The 17,817-nt window shown below is 57.0% G+C and carries 19 protein-coding genes; 14 read left to right on the top strand and 5 right to left on the bottom strand.

The window, feature by feature from the left end; translation table 11 throughout:
• Positions 1-104: 104 nt before the first annotated feature.
• The 3 genes from KGA88_RS17515 to hpaA form a co-directional block, all read right to left on the bottom strand.
• Complete coding sequence (locus KGA88_RS17515) at positions 105-1,559, bottom strand: nucleoside 2-deoxyribosyltransferase (protein WP_223593061.1); 1,455 nt, start codon at positions 1,557-1,559, stop codon at positions 105-107.
• 879 nt (positions 1,560-2,438) lie between these two features.
• On the bottom strand, positions 2,439-2,861 hold the full coding sequence (hpaR, locus tag KGA88_RS17510) for a homoprotocatechuate degradation operon regulator HpaR (protein ID WP_154910166.1): 423 nt from the start codon (positions 2,859-2,861) through the stop codon (positions 2,439-2,441).
• A gap of 251 nt (positions 2,862-3,112) precedes the next feature.
• Positions 3,113-4,018 (bottom strand): 4-hydroxyphenylacetate catabolism regulatory protein HpaA, encoded by a 906-nt coding sequence (gene hpaA / locus KGA88_RS17505; protein WP_223593058.1) that lies wholly within the window; start codon positions 4,016-4,018, stop codon positions 3,113-3,115.
• A gap of 180 nt (positions 4,019-4,198) precedes the next feature.
• On the opposite strand from hpaA, the gene KGA88_RS17500 reads away from it, so the two are divergent.
• From KGA88_RS17500 to hpaI, 8 genes are all read left to right on the top strand, one after another.
• On the top strand, positions 4,199-4,858 hold the full coding sequence (locus KGA88_RS17500) for a fumarylacetoacetate hydrolase family protein (protein ID WP_223593056.1): 660 nt from the start codon (positions 4,199-4,201) through the stop codon (positions 4,856-4,858).
• An 11-nt stretch (positions 4,859-4,869) separates the two neighbouring features.
• Positions 4,870-5,640 carry a fumarylacetoacetate hydrolase family protein gene (locus KGA88_RS17495; protein WP_154910163.1) on the top strand — a complete coding sequence of 257 codons (771 nt, stop codon included), beginning with the start codon at positions 4,870-4,872 and terminating at the stop codon, positions 5,638-5,640.
• Positions 5,641-5,645: 5 nt separating this feature from the next.
• On the top strand, positions 5,646-7,106 hold the full coding sequence (gene hpaE, locus KGA88_RS17490) for a 5-carboxymethyl-2-hydroxymuconate semialdehyde dehydrogenase (protein WP_223593046.1): 1,461 nt from the start codon (positions 5,646-5,648) through the stop codon (positions 7,104-7,106).
• Between the two features lie 105 nt (positions 7,107-7,211).
• Complete coding sequence (gene hpaD, locus KGA88_RS17485) at positions 7,212-8,069, top strand: 3,4-dihydroxyphenylacetate 2,3-dioxygenase (RefSeq protein ID WP_154910161.1); 858 nt, start codon at positions 7,212-7,214, stop codon at positions 8,067-8,069.
• A 47-nt stretch (positions 8,070-8,116) separates the two neighbouring features.
• Positions 8,117-8,509, top strand: a complete 393-nt coding sequence (locus KGA88_RS17480) for a 5-carboxymethyl-2-hydroxymuconate Delta-isomerase (protein WP_154910160.1) — start codon at positions 8,117-8,119, stop codon at positions 8,507-8,509.
• Positions 8,510-8,559: 50 nt separating this feature from the next.
• A complete protein-coding gene (locus KGA88_RS17475; protein ID WP_223593044.1) occupies positions 8,560-9,864 on the top strand; it encodes an MFS transporter in 1,305 nt (434 codons plus the stop codon).
• Positions 9,865-9,876: 12 nt separating this feature from the next.
• Entirely contained in the window at positions 9,877-10,680 is an 804-nt protein-coding gene (gene hpaH / locus KGA88_RS17470) for a 2-oxo-hept-4-ene-1,7-dioate hydratase (protein ID WP_223593042.1), read from the top strand.
• 15 nt (positions 10,681-10,695) lie between these two features.
• Entirely contained in the window at positions 10,696-11,496 is an 801-nt protein-coding gene (hpaI, locus tag KGA88_RS17465; RefSeq protein WP_154910157.1) for a 4-hydroxy-2-oxoheptanedioate aldolase, read from the top strand.
• A gap of 75 nt (positions 11,497-11,571) precedes the next feature.
• On the opposite strand, the gene hpaR (KGA88_RS17460) is transcribed toward hpaI, so the two are convergent.
• Positions 11,572-11,994 carry a homoprotocatechuate degradation operon regulator HpaR gene (gene hpaR / locus KGA88_RS17460; protein WP_154910156.1) on the bottom strand — a complete coding sequence of 141 codons (423 nt, stop codon included), beginning with the start codon at positions 11,992-11,994 and terminating at the stop codon, positions 11,572-11,574.
• Positions 11,995-12,209: 215 nt separating this feature from the next.
• On the opposite strand from hpaR (KGA88_RS17460), the gene KGA88_RS17455 reads away from it, so the two are divergent.
• The 6 genes from KGA88_RS17455 (at position 12,210) to KGA88_RS17430 (ending at position 17,079) form a co-directional block, all read left to right on the top strand.
• Positions 12,210-13,508, top strand: coding sequence for an NAD(P)/FAD-dependent oxidoreductase (locus tag KGA88_RS17455; protein ID WP_223593040.1), 1,299 nt, complete (start codon positions 12,210-12,212; stop codon positions 13,506-13,508).
• 31 nt (positions 13,509-13,539) lie between these two features.
• Positions 13,540-13,905, top strand: coding sequence for a cupin domain-containing protein (locus tag KGA88_RS17450; RefSeq protein WP_223593038.1), 366 nt, complete (start codon positions 13,540-13,542; stop codon positions 13,903-13,905).
• A gap of 55 nt (positions 13,906-13,960) precedes the next feature.
• A complete protein-coding gene (locus tag KGA88_RS17445; RefSeq protein ID WP_154910153.1) occupies positions 13,961-14,620 on the top strand; it encodes a helix-turn-helix transcriptional regulator in 660 nt (219 codons plus the stop codon).
• An 84-nt stretch (positions 14,621-14,704) separates the two neighbouring features.
• The gene (locus KGA88_RS17440; RefSeq protein WP_154910152.1) at positions 14,705-15,526 is read left to right on the top strand and encodes a molybdenum cofactor biosynthesis F family protein; all 822 of its coding nucleotides are present in this window, start codon (positions 14,705-14,707) and stop codon (positions 15,524-15,526) included.
• On the top strand, positions 15,519-16,319 hold the full coding sequence (locus KGA88_RS17435) for an SDR family NAD(P)-dependent oxidoreductase (protein ID WP_154910151.1): 801 nt from the start codon (positions 15,519-15,521) through the stop codon (positions 16,317-16,319). The genes KGA88_RS17440 and KGA88_RS17435 overlap by 8 nt, the downstream gene beginning before the upstream one ends.
• Positions 16,312-17,079 carry an SDR family oxidoreductase gene (locus tag KGA88_RS17430; RefSeq protein WP_154910150.1) on the top strand — a complete coding sequence of 256 codons (768 nt, stop codon included), beginning with the start codon at positions 16,312-16,314 and terminating at the stop codon, positions 17,077-17,079. Before KGA88_RS17435 ends, KGA88_RS17430 begins: the two co-directional genes overlap by 8 nt.
• A gap of 41 nt (positions 17,080-17,120) precedes the next feature.
• On the opposite strand, the gene KGA88_RS17425 is transcribed toward KGA88_RS17430, so the two are convergent.
• A complete protein-coding gene (locus KGA88_RS17425; protein ID WP_154910149.1) occupies positions 17,121-17,729 on the bottom strand; it encodes a TetR/AcrR family transcriptional regulator in 609 nt (202 codons plus the stop codon).
• Between the last annotated feature and the right edge of the window lie 88 nt (positions 17,730-17,817).

Below are 17,817 nucleotides of genomic sequence, written 5' to 3'. Positions count from 1 at the left end.
CATCATTTCCATGCTGATCACCCTGTGTTCTCCTGCTCAAAAATTGAGCAGAAGCAGTTGAACACCTGGGTCAGTTTTCAGTCGGCAGAACAGCCTTTACTGGGTCAGTTTTCGGTCAGCGGCAACATGTACAGGAGCTCGGTCACTTCGAATGAGCTCAGATTGACACTTTCGGTTGAACCGTATTTGGATTGGTATTCGGAGTAGATTTTCTCCATGAGCATCGACATACGCTCGGAAAAATCGCCTTCTGAATCGTAATCTTCTCCCCGATACAGCTCGGCGAGCTCGCGATAGCCTTCATACAACCGATGATCATGGATGTGACGCTGTTTGTCTTTTTCCAAAATCTTGTAGCAAATTTCCAGCAGTAGCACGTACTCCCAAAATGCGGTGATCGTGTGCTGGTAGGTGCCTTCGGCAAGAAACTGAAGGATGCGTTCTTTGAATTTGATGAGCTTGTAGCCGTCTGGCTTCAAATCCAAAACGATATTTTTGTTTCGGTTCTTGTCGCGCTCGGCATCCCTGATTTGAAGAAAGATGGCTGATTTTCCAGAACCCTTACGACCGACGACCAAATGCGCTTCGCCACGCAACGATTTCAGAAACTGATCGGTCTCCAGATAATAACGTTCGAGATCCCGCATTTCGTTCTCGGCTGAGGTCGCACCGAGATTGAGCTTTTTGATGAATGACCGCTCGGGTTTCGCGCCGGAAGCCTCAAGCTGCTGAAACGCTTGGGTCACATCGGACGCAAACACCTCAATGGCGCGGTTAACATCATTCGGATGGTAGGTGACCTGGACAAAGTCTCGGTAATCCACTGGGACCGGATCATCGCCTGACTGAAGAATGCACATCGCCTTGCCCATGCCATCGGCCAAACCAGCAATGAAGGCGGCTCGCATGTTGTGGATGGCCGCTCCTGTCGCCCCAGTAGATAGCAACGGAACCACAACCCCATAGGATTGTGCGACCTGATTGATCGCGTCATAGGCCGAAAGCCTGGGAGTTTCGTTTGGATCAAAGTTGCGGAAGATGAAACCTGCCTTTTTGATCCTCGAGGTGATGCGTGTCGACCAGTCGGTTTTGTGTGGTGTATACAACAAATAAACCGGTGCTTTGAGATTGAGCGCAGCAGACACGTCAATCGATTTCCAGGCTGATGCGTTGTTCAAAAAACCGCTCAGCTCAGGCGAATTCTGGTATTCCTGAAACCCAAGGGTGTCAAAAATACCGACGTCTGAAATTTTCAACCCCTGCGACTGAAGGCTTTTGTTTTTGACAAGCAGAACGCGCTTTGATTTACCAAGGGCGTAGCCAATTTCATACGTGACGTTGAAATTTAGCTCACTGATGTCAGCAACCAGGAAATCGGCTGCATCAATACTTGCCAGCACTTCGTCAGAGATGAAGTGACCGACGATGTCCAAGGCCCTCCAGGTAGACACAACCGTTTTCGTATTGGTTCTTGAGCTGGTAGCAACAGCACTCTCAATGGTTTGCCCTATCTCGACAGGCGTTGACGCGTAAGCAAAAAAGCCAATGACGTCCTTCATATCCTTTCCCTGAAATAACAACCGGCTGTTCTCGTGTATTCAGGATAACTGCCATCATGCCGATGGTAAATGGCTATCAGTATGCCCGTCACATGCTAGAGCTAGGATCACTACTAGCTGGTGTCGAAGGCCCCCCGGATCGTACACGTAGCCTGCTTTGCGTCTCCACGACAGAGATGAATCACATCTTTCGCCTGTTGCCTGGCTTTGCATTCCCGCGGGATTTTTAGCCACAAGATTGCGCCCATGCTGGGCGCACCGAAAAAAGGACCCGAAGGTCCTGATTTCAAATAACACACATCGTTGCTGCTTGTGCCAAAGCTGGCGCAAGGTAGTGCCGAAGCTGTCGCTAGCTCACAGCCCTTGAGATACCAAAGCTACCTAGATCCAGAATATCCGTGGGAGTAAATGTGGGAGTATTTTTTCAGACATGAAAAAGCCCAACCGGTGAAGATTGGGCTAAATCATTGAAAAATATGGTCGGGACGGAGTGATTCGAACACTCGACCCCTAGCACCCCATGCTAACGATGATTCTAAGTATTTGATTTATAACAGTTTTAATAAAGCGTATTTCACTCAACTTAAGTGAATGAAGCCCATCTATGTCACTGCTCAAGCGAAATACTCCAATCTGCTGCCGCCGTGGCAACTGAGTGCCCGGCGCTCCTGAATTGGGCAGTTAACGGCGATGAAGGCGAAGATACGCACCTCAAGTCAAAATCCAGGCTGAGTCGGGCGCTTTAGCATAATGGATTGCGACCAATCCTTCTGGACTGGCATACCTATTGCCGTAGCCCTTGAAAACCGATATCAGTAAGCTGATGCAACAAGGAGTACAAGGGTAGTTAGCGACTGTGATTGTATTATCAGGCGCCGGTCAAGGTTTGATATTTTTAAACTCATTGAGCAAAGCCAGAAGCTGCTGCATTTTTTCCGCACCAAATTGCTCTTCAATCCTGAGGTAGTTGCCTTCCATGCCGTCACTCATTGAGACAAAGCACTGCTGACCGCGCTCCGTGAGCGCAACGAGAACCCGCCGTTGATCCTCGCTGGACTTGTGCCGACGCACCAGACCATCTCGCTCCAAACGAGTCAAAACACCAGTCATGCTCGGCTTTAGAATGCAGGCTTGATGTGCAAGTTGATGGCTTTCAAGTTCGCCCTGCTGACGCAGTATCCGAATGATCCGCCACTGCTGTTCGGTGAGGTCGTGCTTGTTGAGAGCCGGGCGGAAGAAAGCCATTGCGGCTTCGCGAGCCTGCAACAAGGTCAGCGTCAGTGAAGGTCTGGGGTTAGCCATAATCGAACTACTTGAATGGGCGAGTCGGCAGCTTAGTGTCGCCAGCCATCAGGCGCAAGCTGCCGAGCAAGGCTCGGTTATTATCTTGTTAACCATTTTACGACTTTGCTCAACCCGACATTGCCTGGCAGCAATGCGCCTGTGAAAAGTGCAATCGGTTCCCCGTAAAAGCCATTCTGTCGCAGCGCTGCGGTGGTCATGATGATCCGTACAAGATCAACCCGACCAAAGCCAAAAAGCCTATGCCCTGTTCAACGCAAACCCGATTGGCGCTGGCGATACTCCCCCGGTGTCAACTGCACGTGGCGCTGGAAGAATCGACTGAAGTAGGCCGGATCCTTGAACCCGAGCTGATAGCAGATTTCATTGGCAGAGCCCCCGGTAAACAACAACAGTCGTTTCGCTTCTTGAATCAGGCGCTCCATGATCAGGCGCTTGGAAGGCAGGTCGGCAATTCGTCGGCACACATCGTTGAGTCGTGCTTCGGTAACCCCGATGCCTTCAGCGTAACGCGACAAAGGCCAGTGCTGCTGGTAGTGGGCTTCGATCAATTCATTGAAGCGGTGGAAGATTCTCAGGTCTTCGTGCCGTGCTGGCGAAGCCTTCAACGAGTTAGGGCACAGTCGCAGCAGACTGATCATGAGCAATCGCGTCAAGCCGTCGAGGGCAGAACTGCGTCCCGGGCGCTCAGTCACGACCTCCTCACTCAGTTCCTCGAACAGATATTCAAGACGGCGCACCTCAGCGGCGTATTCCGGCCCAAGGCGAGACAGCGCGACACACACCGCCGGAAACTGCGCCCCAGCAGGCGCGAGGCTGGGATCGGCGTCGATCAATTGCCACACCAGTTGCTGACGCACCGTCAACACGTGCCCGTCACTGTCGGCCTCGGTCACGAAGGAATGGGGGATGGTCGGTGGCGTCAGGAAGAACATCGGCCCGGACTCCACGTATTGCTGGTCGTCCAGATACACCCGCACCGTGCCGCTTTTCACATAGTGAACCTGGAAGAACCGGTCATGCCGATGCACCGGCATGTTGCGGCCGAAGAAACCCGCCAGGTTACCCAGCTTGTCGTAATGGACTTCAGCGTCGCTGTAGCGCTGGTCGTACACCTGGCCAATGTTGATGTTCGGGATCGGTTGACGGTCAGTCATTGCTGGCTACTCGTTTTTATTCTGATTCATGCATTGCAGTCGCCTCCATCCTGCACCGAATTGGCTGTGGCAACCACTGCACAACCAGTCTGACACGCTTGACGATAGTTAACATATTAATTATAACTGTTAACACATTAACAAAATCATGGGCCCTCAGGGCTCTCCCAGGAGAAAAGCATGAGCCGTGCCTTGCATGACGTCGCGACCGGCACCCTTTTTGGTGTCGCGCTGAACTATCAGGGACTGCTGAAGCAGCGCCTCGCCGAATTCGAACAGCCGCCTTATCAGAAGCCGCCGGTGAAGCCTGTGCTGTTTATCAAGACGCCTAACACGCGCAATCAGCATGGCGCCAAGGTTGTGCACCCAGGCAATGGCGAACGTCTGCAGCCTGGACCGTCGCTCGCCGTGGTCATCGGCACGAGTGCAAGCCGCGTCAACGCGGCGCAAGCACTCGACCACGTGGCCGGCTACACCATCGTCAATGAATTCAGCCTGCCGGAAGACAGCTACTACCGCCCCGCCGTCAAAGCCAAATGCCGTGATGGTTTCTGTGCCATCGGGCCTGAACTGGTGCCGACCGCTCAGTTTGCCGACCCGCACAGCCTGGCCATCACGCTCTACGTCAATGGCGAAATTCGCCAGCAAAACAACACCGCCAATTTCGTTCGGAACATTCCTCAACTGATTGCAGAGATCAGTGAATTCATGACGCTGCATGAAGGTGATGTGCTGATTACCGGCACGCCGGAAGGCCGTGTCGATGTTCAACCCGGCGACACCGTCGAAGTCGAAATCGGCGGCCTTGGCCGTCTCGTCAACCACATCGTGGCCGAGTAACAGGAGCCTCCATGAAACACGCCCGTATAAGCTTTGAAGGTGAGGTTCACCTCGTCCATGTCGAAGACAACAACACCGTACGCCTGGCCGACGGCCGCCTGCTGACTGAAGATCAGGTGCAGTGGTTGCCACCCGCCACTGGCAGCATGTTTGCCCTTGGTTTGAACTACGCCGATCACGCCGCAGAATTGGCCTTCAAGCCGCCCACCGAGCCATTGGCATTCATCAAATCGCCTGGCACCTACACCGGCCACAACCAAGTGACCTGGCGTCCGGATAACGTTGCCTACATGCACTACGAGTGCGAGCTCGTTGCCGTCATCGGTAAGCCGGCACGCAACGTCAAACGTGAAGACGCCCTGGAATACCTGGCGGGTTACACGGTGTGCAACGACTACGCGATTCGCGACTACCTCGAAAATTACTACCGGCCCAACCTGCGGGTGAAGAACCGCGACGCCACGACCCCCGTCGGCCCGTGGATCGTCGACGTCGCCGACGTCCCGGACCCGAGCAACCTGAAGCTGCGCACCTGGATCAACGGTGAACTGCGCCAGGAAGGCAGCACCAAGGACATGATTTTCGACATCCCTTACTTGATCGAATACCTGTCCAGCTTCATGACCCTGCAGCCCGGCGACATGATCGCAACCGGCACGCCTGAAGGCCTGGCTGATGTGGTACCAGGTGATGAAGTGATTGTGGAAGTTGAAGACGTAGGTCGCCTGGTTAATCGAATTGTCAGCGAAGCGGAGTTCTTCTCCGCCCGGAAAGAGGCTTGAGCACCATGATCAAACATTGGATCAACGGCCGTGAGGTCGAAAGCAAAGACGTGTTCGTCAACTACAACCCGGCCACCGGTGAGGCTATCGGTGAAGTGGCGAGCGGCGGTGCCGAGGAAGTCGCTCAAGCTGTAGCGGCGGCCAAGGAAGCGTTTCCAAAATGGGCCGGCACGCCCGCCAAGGAACGTGCCCGCCTGATGCGCAAGCTTGGCGAGCTGATCGAGCAAAATGTGCCGCACCTGGCCGAACTGGAAACCCTCGATACCGGCCTGCCGATTCACCAGACCAAAAATGTACTGATTCCGCGCGCTTCGCATAACTTCGATTTCTTTGCCGAAGTCTGCACGCGCATGGACGGGCACAGCTACCCGGTCGATGACCAGATGCTCAACTACACCCTCTATCAACCAGTGGGTGTTTGCGGCCTGGTATCGCCATGGAACGTGCCGTTCATGACGGCGACCTGGAAGACCGCGCCGTGCCTGGCACTGGGCAATACCGCTGTGTTGAAAATGTCTGAACTGTCGCCATTGACCGCCAATGAACTGGGTCGCCTGGCCGTCGAAGCGGGCATTCCCAACGGTGTCCTCAACGTCATTCAGGGTTATGGCGCCACAGCGGGGGATGCGCTGGTTCGGCACCCCGATGTACGTGCGATTTCTTTCACCGGCGGCACCGCTACCGGCAAAAAGATCATGCAGACCGCAGGCTTGAAAAAGTACTCCATGGAGCTGGGCGGCAAGTCGCCGGTGCTGATTTTCGAAGACGCGGACCTGGAACGCGCGCTGGACGCGGCGTTGTTCACCATCTTCTCGCTGAACGGCGAACGCTGCACCGCCGGTAGCCGGGTCTTCATCCAGGAAAGCGTTTATCCGCAGTTCGTCGCCGAATTTGCCGCTCGCGCCAAACGCTTGATCGTTGGCGACCCGCAAGATCCGAAAACCCAGGTCGGCTCGATGATCACCCAGGCCCATTACGACAAGGTCACCGGCTACATCAAGATCGGTATCGAAGAGGGCGCCACCCTCCTCGCTGGCGGCCTGGAGCGTCCGGCCAACTTGCCTGCGCACCTCGCCAAGGGCCAGTTCATCCAGCCGACGGTGTTCGCCGATGTGAACAACAAGATGCGCATTGCCCAGGAAGAAATCTTTGGCCCGGTGGTGTGCCTGATTCCATTCAAGGATGAGGCCGAAGCCCTGCAACTGGCCAACGACACCGAGTATGGCCTGGCGTCCTACATCTGGACCCAGGACATCGGCAAGGCGCATCGTCTGGCCTATGGTATCGAGGCTGGCATGGTGTTCATCAACAGTCAGAATGTGCGTGACTTGCGTCAGCCATTCGGTGGTGTGAAGGGTTCCGGCACCGGGCGTGAAGGCGGCCAATACAGCTTCGAAGTGTTCGCCGAGATCAAAAACGTCTGCATCTCGATGGGCAGCCATCACATTCCACGCTGGGGCCTGTAAACGCACTACCGATTGCTGAAACCCGCAAGGGGCCGCGCATTAGCCCTTCGCGGTTTCACCTAACGCCGAGTTGAACCGCATAACAACAATTTCAGGAGAATCATCATGGGCGAAGTCGTCCTGGCTGCGAAAATCTGCCACGTACCCTCGATGTATTTGTCGGAGCTTCCCGGCAAGCACCATGGCTGTCGTGAAGCGGCGATTGCAGGGCACAAGGAAATCGGCCGTCGCGCCCGTGAACTGGGTGCAGACACCGCTGTGGTGTTCGACGTGCACTGGCTGGTCAACAGTGCTTACCACGTCAACGGTGGCGAACACTTCAAAGGTGTCTACACCAGTAACGAACTGCCGCACTTCATCAAAAACATGGAGTACGAGTACCCGGGCTGCCCTGAATTGGGCGAGCTGATCGCCGCTGAAGCCAACGCTGCCGATGTGCGCACCCTGGCCCACAACATCCCGAGCCTGGAGCTGGAATACGGAACCCTGGTGCCGATGCGCTACATGCACATGGGCGTACCGCAAGAACAGAAATTCAATGTCGTTTCGATTGCCGCCTGGTGTGCCTGGCATCGCCTGCAAGACAGCTTCACCTTCGGTGCCGCCGTACGCCGAGCGATCGAAAAGAGTGACCGCAAAGTACTGGTGCTGGCCTCAGGATCACTCTCGCACCGCTTTTCCGACGACCGCAATGCCGAAGCCAATATCCATAACTGGACCCGTGAATTCGATAAACAAGTCGATCTGCACGTAGTGGAGCTTTGGCGCCAGGGCCGATGGAAAGAGTTCTGCGCCATGCTCCCGGACTATGCCGAGCACTGCTTCGGCGAAGGCAAGATGCATGACACCGCCATGCTCCTCGGCTTGCTCGGCGGAGCTGACTACAACAAGCCTGCCGAGATCATTACCGAGCCCTTCGGTAGCTCGGGCACCGGCCAGATCAACGCCATTTTCCCCGTTTAACCCGTCCGGCCGCACGGCATTCCCGCGCGGCCCGCAAGGAGCCGTTCATGCCCCACTTCATTGCTGAGTACACCGACAACATTGAACAGCAAGCCGACCTGCCTGGCCTGTTCGAAAAAGTCCACCAAACACTGGGCGACAGCGGCGTGTTTCCACTGGGCGGCATCCGCAGCCGAGGCGTACGCCTGGACACCTGGCGCATGGCCGACGGCAAGCATGACTACGCCTTCGTGCACATGACCTTGAAGGTTGGCCATGGCCGCGACCTGGCCACCCGCCAAAAAGTCGCGGAACAACTGTTTGAGGTGATCACCGGGCACTTCGCCGACCTACAGGCCCAGCGCCTGCTGGCATTGTCATTTGAAATGATCGAACTGCACGAGCAGCTCAACTTCAAGGAAAACAACGTGCACGCCTTTCTAAAGGCTCAGGCCCGTTAAGGCAAACCACCTTTCGTTTCAACGGCCTCTCAGACAAAAAGTATAAAACCATGAGCACAGCCAATACCGCCGACACCCTCGACACCGATGCACACGACCACACTCACAGCACCATCACCTGGCGCCTGATGCCGCTGCTGTTGATCTGCTACCTCTTCGCCCACCTCGACCGGATCAACATTGGCTTTGCCAAGATGCAGATGAGCGCTGACTTGAGTTTCAGCGACACGGTCTATGGCTTCGGCGCCGGGCTGTTCTTCGTTGCCTACGCGCTGTTTGGCGTACCGAGCAACATGGCCCTTGATCGCGTCGGCCCGCGACGCTGGATTGCCACGCTGATGGTGGTGTGGGGAGCGTTGTCCACGTGCATGTTTTTGATCGACAGCGCTGCGCAATTCTATGTCCTGCGCTTTTTGCTCGGGGTGGCCGAGGCGGGTTTCTTCCCAGGCATTCTGGTGTTCCTGAACCGGTGGTATCCCGCCGGTCGTCGAGCGCAAATCACTGCATTATTCGCAATCGCCGTGCCCATGGCCGGTGTCATCGGCGGTCCTCTTTCAGGCGGCATTCTCGAACACTTCCACGACTTTGGCGGCATGCGCGGCTGGCAATGGATGTTCGTCATTGAAGGGTTGCCGGTCATTCTGCTCGGGCTCGTAGTCCTCAAATGCTTGCCGGACAGCTTCGAGACAGTCCGGTGGCTGACGACGCAGCAGAAGCAGCAACTGCGCGAACAACTGAACAGGGAAGAACACCGAAAATCGATCACATCGTTTTCTGCCATCCTTCGGAACCCGCAAGTTTGGCTGCTGGTGGCGGTGTATTTCGCGGTGATGCTGGCGGTCAACACCCTGGCGTTCTGGATGCCAACACTGATTCACGGTGCCGGGATCGGCAGCGACGGCAAGGTCGGCCTACTCAGTGCCGTGCCTTACCTGGCCGGTTGTTTCTTCATGATTGGCTGCGGACGCTCATCCGATCGTCAGCGCGAACGCCGCTGGCACCTCTGTGTGCCACTGCTGATGGCTGCTGCCGGTATCGCCGTCGCCGGGCTCGCCCCCACTGACCCGCCCCTGGTGCTGGGAGGCTTGATCGTCGCCGGCATGGGCGCCAGCGCCGCGCTACCGATGTTCTGGCAACTGCCCCCGGCGTTCCTGTCCAACAGCACCCAGGCCGCAGGCATTGCCCTGATCAGTTCCTTTGGCAGCATCGCATCGTTCTTCGCGCCCTATCTGATCGGCTGGATGCGCGACACAACACAGAGTTCCAGCCTGGCGCTGTACGTCCTGGCACTGCTCATCGCTCTCGGTGGTTTTCTGGTGCTGCGCACCCAGGCCGCCATCGTCAATCCTCAGTAAGAGATCATTGTCATGCTTGATCAACAACTCATTCAGCAAGCCGCCGCCCGCCTCGACCAGGCCGAGCGTACACGCGAGCAGGTCCGTCAGTTTTCCCTGGACCATCCAGATATCACCATCGAAGATGCGTACGCCATTCAACGTGCCTGGGTGGCGCAAAAGATCAAGGACGGCCGCAAACTGGTCGGGCACAAAATCGGCCTGACCTCCCGGGCGATGCAAGTGTCCTCGAACATCACCGAGCCGGATTACGGCGCACTGCTCGATGACATGTTCTTCGAAGAAGGCACTGACATTCCGTTCGAGCGTTTTATCGTCCCGCGCGTTGAGGTCGAATTGGCGTTCATTATCGGCAAGCCCCTGAAAGGCCCGAACGTAACGGTTTTTGATGTGTTGGACGCCACCGAGTGGGTAATACCGGCGCTGGAAATCATTGATGCGCGCATCCAGCAGGTCGATCCGCACAGCAAAGTGACCCGCAAAGTGTTCGATACCATTTCCGACAATGCCGCCAACGCTGGCGTGGTCATGGGTGGCCGTGCCGTGCGTCCCACGGAGATCGACCTGCGCAAAGTGCCCGCGGTGCTTTACCGCAACGGCGTGATCGAGGAATCCGGAGTGTCCGCAGCGGTGCTCAACCACCCGGCGAAGGGCGTGGCCTGGCTGGCGAACAAACTGGCGGCCTACGACGTCACCCTGCAGCCAGGGCAGATCATCCTCGGTGGTTCCTTTACCCGCCCTGTGGCGGCCAACCCTGGCGATACCTTCCATGTCGATTACGACATGCTGGGCTCGATTGCCTGTCGTTTCGTTTGATTGGAGGCCTCCACAATGGACATGCCCATCAACACCTTCAAGCTTCGCCTGAAAAGCGGTGAAGCGCAGATCGGCCTTTGGCTTGGTCTGGCAGATGCCTACTGCGCTGAGTTGGCCGCCAACGCCGGATTCGATTGGCTTTTGATCGATGGCGAACATGCGCCCAATGATCTGCGCAGGATGCTCGGCCAGCTTCAGGCCGTGGCGCCCTACCCCAGCCATCCGGTGATTCGCCCGGTCATCGGCGACACGGCACTGATCAAACAAGTGCTCGATATCGGTGTGCAGACGTTGCTGGTACCGATGGTTGAAAACGCGGACCAGGCACGGGAGCTGGTTCGAGCAATCCACTATCCACCCAACGGTGTTCGCGGTGTCGGCAGTGCACTGGCACGCGCGTCGCGCTGGAACAGCATTCCAGGCTACCTCGACAAAGCCGACGAACAAATGTGCCTGCTCGTGCAGATCGAAAATCGCGAGGGCCTGGCCAATCTGGATGCCATTGCGGCAGTAGACGGGGTCGACGGCGTGTTTATCGGGCCGGCGGATTTGAGTGCCTCGATGGGTTACCGCGGCAACCCGGGGCATCCTGAAGTGCAGGCTGCTATCGAGGACGCCATCTTGCGCATCCAGAAGGCCGGCAAAGCGGCCGGCATTCTCAGCGCGGACCAGAAACTGGCCAAGCGCTACATCGAACTGGGTGCGGCGTTTGTTGCAGTGGGCGTTGACACCACCGTCTTGATGCGTGGCCTGCAAACCTTGGCTGCCACATTCAAGGAGGGTCCTGTGCCTACCAGTTCCGGTGGCGTGTACTGACGGCATCGACCAAACCTGGAATGCCTGTATGACAATCACCAACCACCCCAGCGCATTGCTGGGGACTGGTGCTGATTAACGCTTGAGCGCTTTCAACTCGTTGAGCAACGTCAGTAGCGTCTGCAACTTCTCCTCGCCAAACCCCGCCTGCAACCGCTGATAGTTCGCTTCCATGCTCTGGCTCATCGAGTTGAAGCAAGCCTCGCCCTTCTGCGCCAACCTTACCAGCACTCTGCGTTGATCCTGTTGCGCCTTGCGCCGCTCTACCATGCCGGCCGCCTCCATGCGCACCAGCACACCGGTCATGCTCGGCTTGAGGATGCAGGCCAGCTCAGCCAGGCGATTGATCTCCAGTTCATCGTGCTGACTCAGGATCCGAATCACCCGCCACTGCTGCTCGGTCAAGCCGTGTTGATTCAACGAGGGACGGAAAAACCCCATCGCGGCTTCGCGAGCCTGGAGCAATGTGAGTGTCAATGATGGGCGCGACTTGGGCATTGAATGGGTTCGAATTCGATGATTATTAATATGTGAACTATATTCCAGCACTGCGCCGATGTCGATGTATCCGGGCCTTGGCAGCCACGATCAAAACCGGCGGCATAGAGGATCAAGACACCTACCGGTCGGAAGGCAGTTAATACACCTCAACAGGTACAGAGCTTCTTGCAAGCCCTGCAGTTGAGTTTCCCTTCACTTTTCCAGGCTGCGCCATGATCAATATCGAAACGCCTACCTACTACTCGGCAACCAAAAAATACAACCTGAGTTTCCCCACGCTCGAACAGGATGTGGAAGCGGATGTCGTGGTGATTGGCGGCGGCTTTTCCGGCATCAATACCGCGTTGGAACTTGCTGAAAAAGGCATCACCAACATTGTGGTGCTCGAAGCTCGATATCTGGGGTTCGGTGGCACTGGCCGCAATGGCGGACAGATCATGGCCGGTATCGGTCACGACCTGGAGAAGATCAAGCCCCAGGTCGGCGAGCAAGGGCTGCGCGAGATCTTTGAAATCAGCGAGCTGGGTGCTGGCATTATCAAGGACCGAATCGCCAAATACTCGATCGATGCGGACTTCTGCAACGGCTACGGCTACATGGGCTTCAACGCCCGCCAGGAAAATACCCTGCGTGCCTGGGAGAAGGACTTCAAGTCGATCAATACCAAGGACGAAATCCGCTTCATGGCGGGCTCCGAGGTCAAACAGATCATCGGCTCCGACGCCTATACCAGTGCGTTGCTGCACATGGGCGGTGGCCACGTACATTCATTGAATCTGTTGCTGGGCGAAGCCAAGGCGCTGGTCGGGCACGGTGCGCGCATCTACGAACACAGCCCGGCGCTGGAAGTCAGCTATGGCGAGCGCATCACGGTGCGCACCGGCCGGGGTTCGGTGAAGGCCTCGAAGTTGCTCTGGGCCTGTGACAGTTTCCTCAACAAACTGGAGCCCGAGCTGCACAAGACCACGCTGAACACCTACGCCTTCCAATTAATGACCGAACCGCTGTCGGACGAAATGATCAACCGCATCAGCCCGATACGCGGCGCCTACAGCGATATTCGTCCGGTCATCGACTACTACCGTGTCACCAATGAAAACCGCCTGCTGTTCGGTGCCGCGACGCCCCTCGTCGAGCACATCCCTCAGGATCTGAAGGCATGGAACCGCAACCTCATGCTGAAAATTTTCCCGTACCTGAAGGACGTGAGAATCGACCTGGCATGGGGTGGCCCTATGGCAACGGGTGCCAACCTGTTTCCGCAGATCGGCACACTCAGCGGCCGCAAAAACGCATTTTATGTTCAGGGTTACGCCGGCTTCGGCGTCACGCCGAGCCATATCATCTGCAAGATATTGGCTGAGGGCATGAGCGAAGGATCCTCTCGTTATGACCTGATCAGCTCGGTCAAACATGCGCAGATCATGGGCAAGGATCACATCCGGCCCTTGCTGCTGACAGCAGGCAAAAGCCTTCATCAACTTTCGGGCTATTTCAACGGTCGCCGTTGATCCCGACCCTTTCAATCACAGGAAAACTGCCATGCCTATTACCACCCTCAAGAAAGACATCCAACTGTCCGAGCTCGATGCCTGGGGCACTGTCGCTGACCTCGGTTCAGAAATCCTCGAAGGCGAAGTCAAAGCCTTCGGGAAAATGACTTTCGGTGCGCCGACCGACCCGATCAGCAGTGCTTACTTCGGCACGACCCAGGGCAAGTTCCGGATGGTTTATCCATTTGCCGAACAAGCGACCGTGGTCACAGGCGAAGTGGTTCTGACGGACGAATCCACTGGGCAGAGCACCCGCTACGCGGCTGGCGACAGCTGGTTCGTAAACAAAGGCACCCCGGTGCTCTGGGAAGTTGTCAGCGAAAGCTTCGTGAAGCATTATTTCGCTGTCGTCTGATCGATCCCCGCTGCCGGTTTCTGCCGGCAGCTTTTTTTGGCGAGGGTTGCTGACCATGAACGCCATCCCTGCTCAGGAAGTCGCCGGCCACTGCCTGCAGGCTTTCACTCAACTCGTTCCGGCCAGTCAGGCCGCGTTCTATTGTGTCGACCGCCAACTGCAAGCCCGTGACTTTCAGTTGCACGGCATGAGTGGCGAAATGCATCGCGATTATCTGGACAACTACCGCCAATACGACCCGCTACAACCACGCAATTGCCTGTCGAGTGGCTTGACGGTGGTGCCTCTGGGTCTGGCCATGGCTCGACAGCCCGCGCGGGACAGCCGTCGCTATCGGGACTTCCTGCAACGCTACGGCGTAGTCGATGTAGTCGAAGTTCTCGCTCATCGTGCAGGCCAGCCTAAGGCCGCGATTTCGTTGCTGCGCACGGCCGCGCAAGGCGCTTTCACCCCCGCTCAATTAGCCCAGCTCAATGCCTTGCAGTCGTTGCTACAAATGGCCGTAGCCAATATGCAACCGCATGAAAACTCGCTGATCGGACTGACACCTAAAGAGCGCCAGATCGCACTGTTGTTGAGTCAGGGTGCCAGCAACAAGCAACTGGCCCAGGAGTTGGAAGTCGGTTTGCCAACCATCAAGACTCACTTGATCAACTTGTTCCGCAAGACCGGGGTAACCAGCCGTACTGAACTGGTGGGAGCGCTATTTTTATAAGCCGGTTCAACCATCTGGTTGATAGGCGAGTCAGTATTCGGGCGGCATGATCCAGGTTGTCGATTACACAACCGGAGCCATGCAATGACTACAAATTCTGACTGGATCACCGTAGGTGCCCTCGCTGACGGATTCGCCCCAGAAGCCTTTATCCTGCCCAACCTCGCCGATCTCAACGGCAAGACCTTCACGTTGCACTTCGCCAACGGCTGGCAGATCGAGCATCGTTTTGAAGCGCAGCTGCTGCACTGGAAAGCCGCCGACGGTCACTCCAGTGGATCCGCTGCGTACAGGGCCACTTCTGTTAGGCCGGGCCTGTATCTCGTCGACTTCATCAAACGCGAAGCCGATCAAGCCTGGTCCGTGAGCCTGGTAGTGGACACCGCTACGTCGTCGTTCACCGCCGTGATCGGACGCATGCCAGCCCAAGCGCAAACCGAGGAAGGGCTTTACAGTCGCGCACTGGCCGGCAAGGCCTTGACGTCGGTGCAAGTAGACTTCCTCCACGGCAGCCTCGACCGCCCATGGCAGGAAGGCCAATGCCCACACGCCCCGACCCGGGAACTGACCGGGTTGCGCAACCTGTATCGCTACAGCCCCAGCGAAGTCTACGAACACATCTACCTCAATGATCAGTTCTACTCCTGGCAGTGCCTCAAGGGCGTCGAGCAAGGCTTGTGTGATACCGATCGTTGCCACTACTACAAGATTGCCGATCAGCTGTATCTGTTCGTCTGGCGCGAAAAGATCATCCCGACCCTCGGCCTGGTGTTGATCGACCTGCAACAGCACCGCAGCGACGGAAAAATCTTCGGTTATGCCGGTTCGTCCTTCGACGAACTGTCGAACTTCCCGGTCAGCTCCTACTGCCAGGTCCTCAACCGCACGGAGTATCCCGATGCCTGAGCCACGCACGGTTGTCATTACCGGTGCAGGAACCGGCATCGGTGCCGCCTGCGCCCGACTGTACGCAGGCGAAGGCGCCAATCTGGTGTTGATCGGTCGGCGCCGCGAGCCACTGGAACAGGTCGCCCGGGAAACCGGCGGTCTGATTCTGATCGGCGATGCTGCCTGTGCAGATACCTGGGATGGGTTTATCACGCAGATCCGTGAGCGTTACGGTCGACTTGATGTGCTGCTCGCTTGTGCCGGTGGTCATGGGGTGGGCAGCGCCACGCAGACTAGCCCGCAAATCTGGGAAGCCTCGTTGCGTAGCAATCTGGACAGCGCGTTCTACAGCGCCCGCGCTTGCCTGCCGTTGCTGATCGAAAGTGCCGGCAACATTGTGATGATTGGCTCGATTGCCTCACTGGCCGCCGGCCCCGAAGTGTGTGGATACACCACTGCCAAACATGCACTGCTCGGGCTCAATCGCTCCATGGCCAGGGACTACGGGCCGCGCGGCGTACGCGTCAACGCTGTGTGTCCAGGCTGGGTCACTACCCCGATGGCCGACGAAGAAATGCAGCCGTTGATGAGTCTCTATGGCGACACGCTACAGCAAGCCTATGCCCGGGTTTGCGCTGACGTGCCTTTACGACGTCCCGCCAGTGCCGAAGAGATCGCCAGGGTTTGCCGCTTCCTGGCCAGCCCCGACGCTTCGATCATTACCGGAGCAACCCTGGTTGCCGACGGTGGTTCGAGCATCGTCGATGTACCGACCCTGGCCTACGCTCACATGGAGAACGCCAATGCCTGAAGACTTCGATTTCAGCGGGAAAACGGTGCTGGTCACCGGTGGCGCACAAGGAATCGGCCGGGCAATCGTCGAAGCTTTCGCATTGCGCGGAGCGCGAGTGATGATCGCTGACCTGCGTCTGCCACAGGCTCGGGCACTCGCGGCGGACTTGACTGCGCGAGCGTGCCGGGTTGAGGCCGCCGAGATTGACCTGGCCGATGCTACGGCTGTGTTCGAACAGGTTCAGCGGTTGGAACGAGACTGGGGTCGCCTGGATATTCTGATCCACAACGCCGGTTACTTTCCGTTGACGCCATTCGCCGAGATCACCCCTGCCATTCTTGAGCGCACGCTGGCAGTCAACCTCTCGGCGCTGTTTTGGTTGACCCAGGCGGCCTTGCCGATGTTTCAGCGTCAGGGTGGCGGTTGCGTATTGGTGACCTCGTCAGTGACCGGGCCACGGGTAGCCTATCCGGGGCTCAGCCACTATGCGGCGTCGAAGGCCGGGGTTAACGGGTTTATTCGAAATGCCGCTTTGGAGCTTGCTGGCAATAAGGTGCGCGTCAATGGGGTCGAGCCAGGCATGATCGCCACGCCTGCCATGGACAATCTTGGCGACGGCCAGGTCAACGACGACATCGCAAGCCGGGTTCCGTTGGGTCGTCTTGGCAAACCGGAAGATATTGCAGGGGCCATGCTCTTTCTGGCGTCTGATCTGGCGGCCTACATCACTGGGCAGACAATCGTTGTGGATGGTGGATCGACCTTGCCCGAGGTGTGATTGCATCGATTCACCAAGCAGCAAAAACCTGACATTCATGTTCAGCCACGGCTTGCACCTTCGAGCATCGACAGTGAATCACTGAAGACTCGCAACAAGGCTGCGAGCCGTTTTACGTATGTCTGCGGCGCTGCATAGATAAGCTCCACATGCAGACTGTCGACGATGCCAAGGTACGCGTCGCAGAACACCTCAAGTTGCTCGGGATGAGCCGCCGTCCATGTGTACCGGTCCCGCGTTGCGCGTTGAAAATACTGGCGAATCTGCGCCAGGTAAGCCTCGAATCCAAGCGTGATGACGGCACGGATATCTGCTGGAGGAAAGTAGGCGGTGCGCAATAGAAATCGCAGGTGCGCCGATGCTTCATAGCGTCCAATCAAACACTCGACGTGCAGTTGACCGGGCACTCCTGCGCGCCCGCCCTCTTCTTCAAAGCAAGCCGCGACATGCTGCTGTTCATGTCCGAGTGCAATCTTGAACACCCTCTCGAACAAGGCATCCTTGCTGCTGAAATGCGCGTAAAGCGATGCCTTTCGCATGCCGGCCATGACGGCGATCTCGTTGAGGGATGAAGCGTCGTAACCATGATCGGCAAAATGTTCGACAGCGACGGCGCAAATGTTGGCGGCCGAAGGGGTGAGTGGCTTCATGTCGCAGGATTCCCTGACATCGACCAGCGCATGAGAGATGACAAACTACGCATTGGATTGGTTACCGCTGGCTGAAGAAATCATGACC

The sequence above is a fragment of the Pseudomonas sp. A-R-19 genome (assembly GCF_019956575.1).
GTDB lineage: Bacteria > Pseudomonadota > Gammaproteobacteria > Pseudomonadales > Pseudomonadaceae > Aquipseudomonas.
The sequence above is the reverse complement of the archived record's forward strand: the minus strand, read 5'-3'. Positions and strand labels throughout refer to the sequence as shown.

Excerpts from the sequence above, each read along its gene's own strand:
- hpaA (WP_223593058.1), bottom strand. The coding sequence starts at position 4,018 with ATGACTGACCGTCAACCGATCCCGAACATCAACATTGGCCAGGTGTAC.
- hpaR (WP_154910156.1), bottom strand. The coding sequence starts at position 11,994 with ATGCCCAAGTCGCGCCCATCATTGACACTCACATTGCTCCAGGCTCGC.
- KGA88_RS17440 (WP_154910152.1), top strand. The coding sequence starts at position 14,705 with ATGACTACAAATTCTGACTGGATCACCGTAGGTGCCCTCGCTGACGGA.
- hpaI (WP_154910157.1), top strand. The coding sequence starts at position 10,696 with ATGGACATGCCCATCAACACCTTCAAGCTTCGCCTGAAAAGCGGTGAA.
- hpaD (WP_154910161.1), top strand. The coding sequence starts at position 7,212 with ATGGGCGAAGTCGTCCTGGCTGCGAAAATCTGCCACGTACCCTCGATG.
- KGA88_RS17515 (WP_223593061.1), bottom strand. The coding sequence starts at position 1,559 with ATGAAGGACGTCATTGGCTTTTTTGCTTACGCGTCAACGCCTGTCGAG.
- KGA88_RS17475 (WP_223593044.1), top strand. The coding sequence starts at position 8,560 with ATGAGCACAGCCAATACCGCCGACACCCTCGACACCGATGCACACGAC.
- KGA88_RS17455 (WP_223593040.1), top strand. The coding sequence starts at position 12,210 with ATGATCAATATCGAAACGCCTACCTACTACTCGGCAACCAAAAAATAC.
- KGA88_RS17480 (WP_154910160.1), top strand. The coding sequence starts at position 8,117 with ATGCCCCACTTCATTGCTGAGTACACCGACAACATTGAACAGCAAGCC.
- hpaR (WP_154910166.1), bottom strand. The coding sequence starts at position 2,861 with ATGGCTAACCCCAGACCTTCACTGACGCTGACCTTGTTGCAGGCTCGC.
- KGA88_RS17425 (WP_154910149.1), bottom strand. The coding sequence starts at position 17,729 with ATGAAGCCACTCACCCCTTCGGCCGCCAACATTTGCGCCGTCGCTGTC.
- KGA88_RS17450 (WP_223593038.1), top strand. The coding sequence starts at position 13,540 with ATGCCTATTACCACCCTCAAGAAAGACATCCAACTGTCCGAGCTCGAT.
- KGA88_RS17445 (WP_154910153.1), top strand. The coding sequence starts at position 13,961 with ATGAACGCCATCCCTGCTCAGGAAGTCGCCGGCCACTGCCTGCAGGCT.
- KGA88_RS17500 (WP_223593056.1), top strand. The coding sequence starts at position 4,199 with ATGAGCCGTGCCTTGCATGACGTCGCGACCGGCACCCTTTTTGGTGTC.
- KGA88_RS17435 (WP_154910151.1), top strand. The coding sequence starts at position 15,519 with ATGCCTGAGCCACGCACGGTTGTCATTACCGGTGCAGGAACCGGCATC.
- hpaH (WP_223593042.1), top strand. The coding sequence starts at position 9,877 with ATGCTTGATCAACAACTCATTCAGCAAGCCGCCGCCCGCCTCGACCAG.
- KGA88_RS17430 (WP_154910150.1), top strand. The coding sequence starts at position 16,312 with ATGCCTGAAGACTTCGATTTCAGCGGGAAAACGGTGCTGGTCACCGGT.
- KGA88_RS17495 (WP_154910163.1), top strand. The coding sequence starts at position 4,870 with ATGAAACACGCCCGTATAAGCTTTGAAGGTGAGGTTCACCTCGTCCAT.
- hpaE (WP_223593046.1), top strand. The coding sequence starts at position 5,646 with ATGATCAAACATTGGATCAACGGCCGTGAGGTCGAAAGCAAAGACGTG.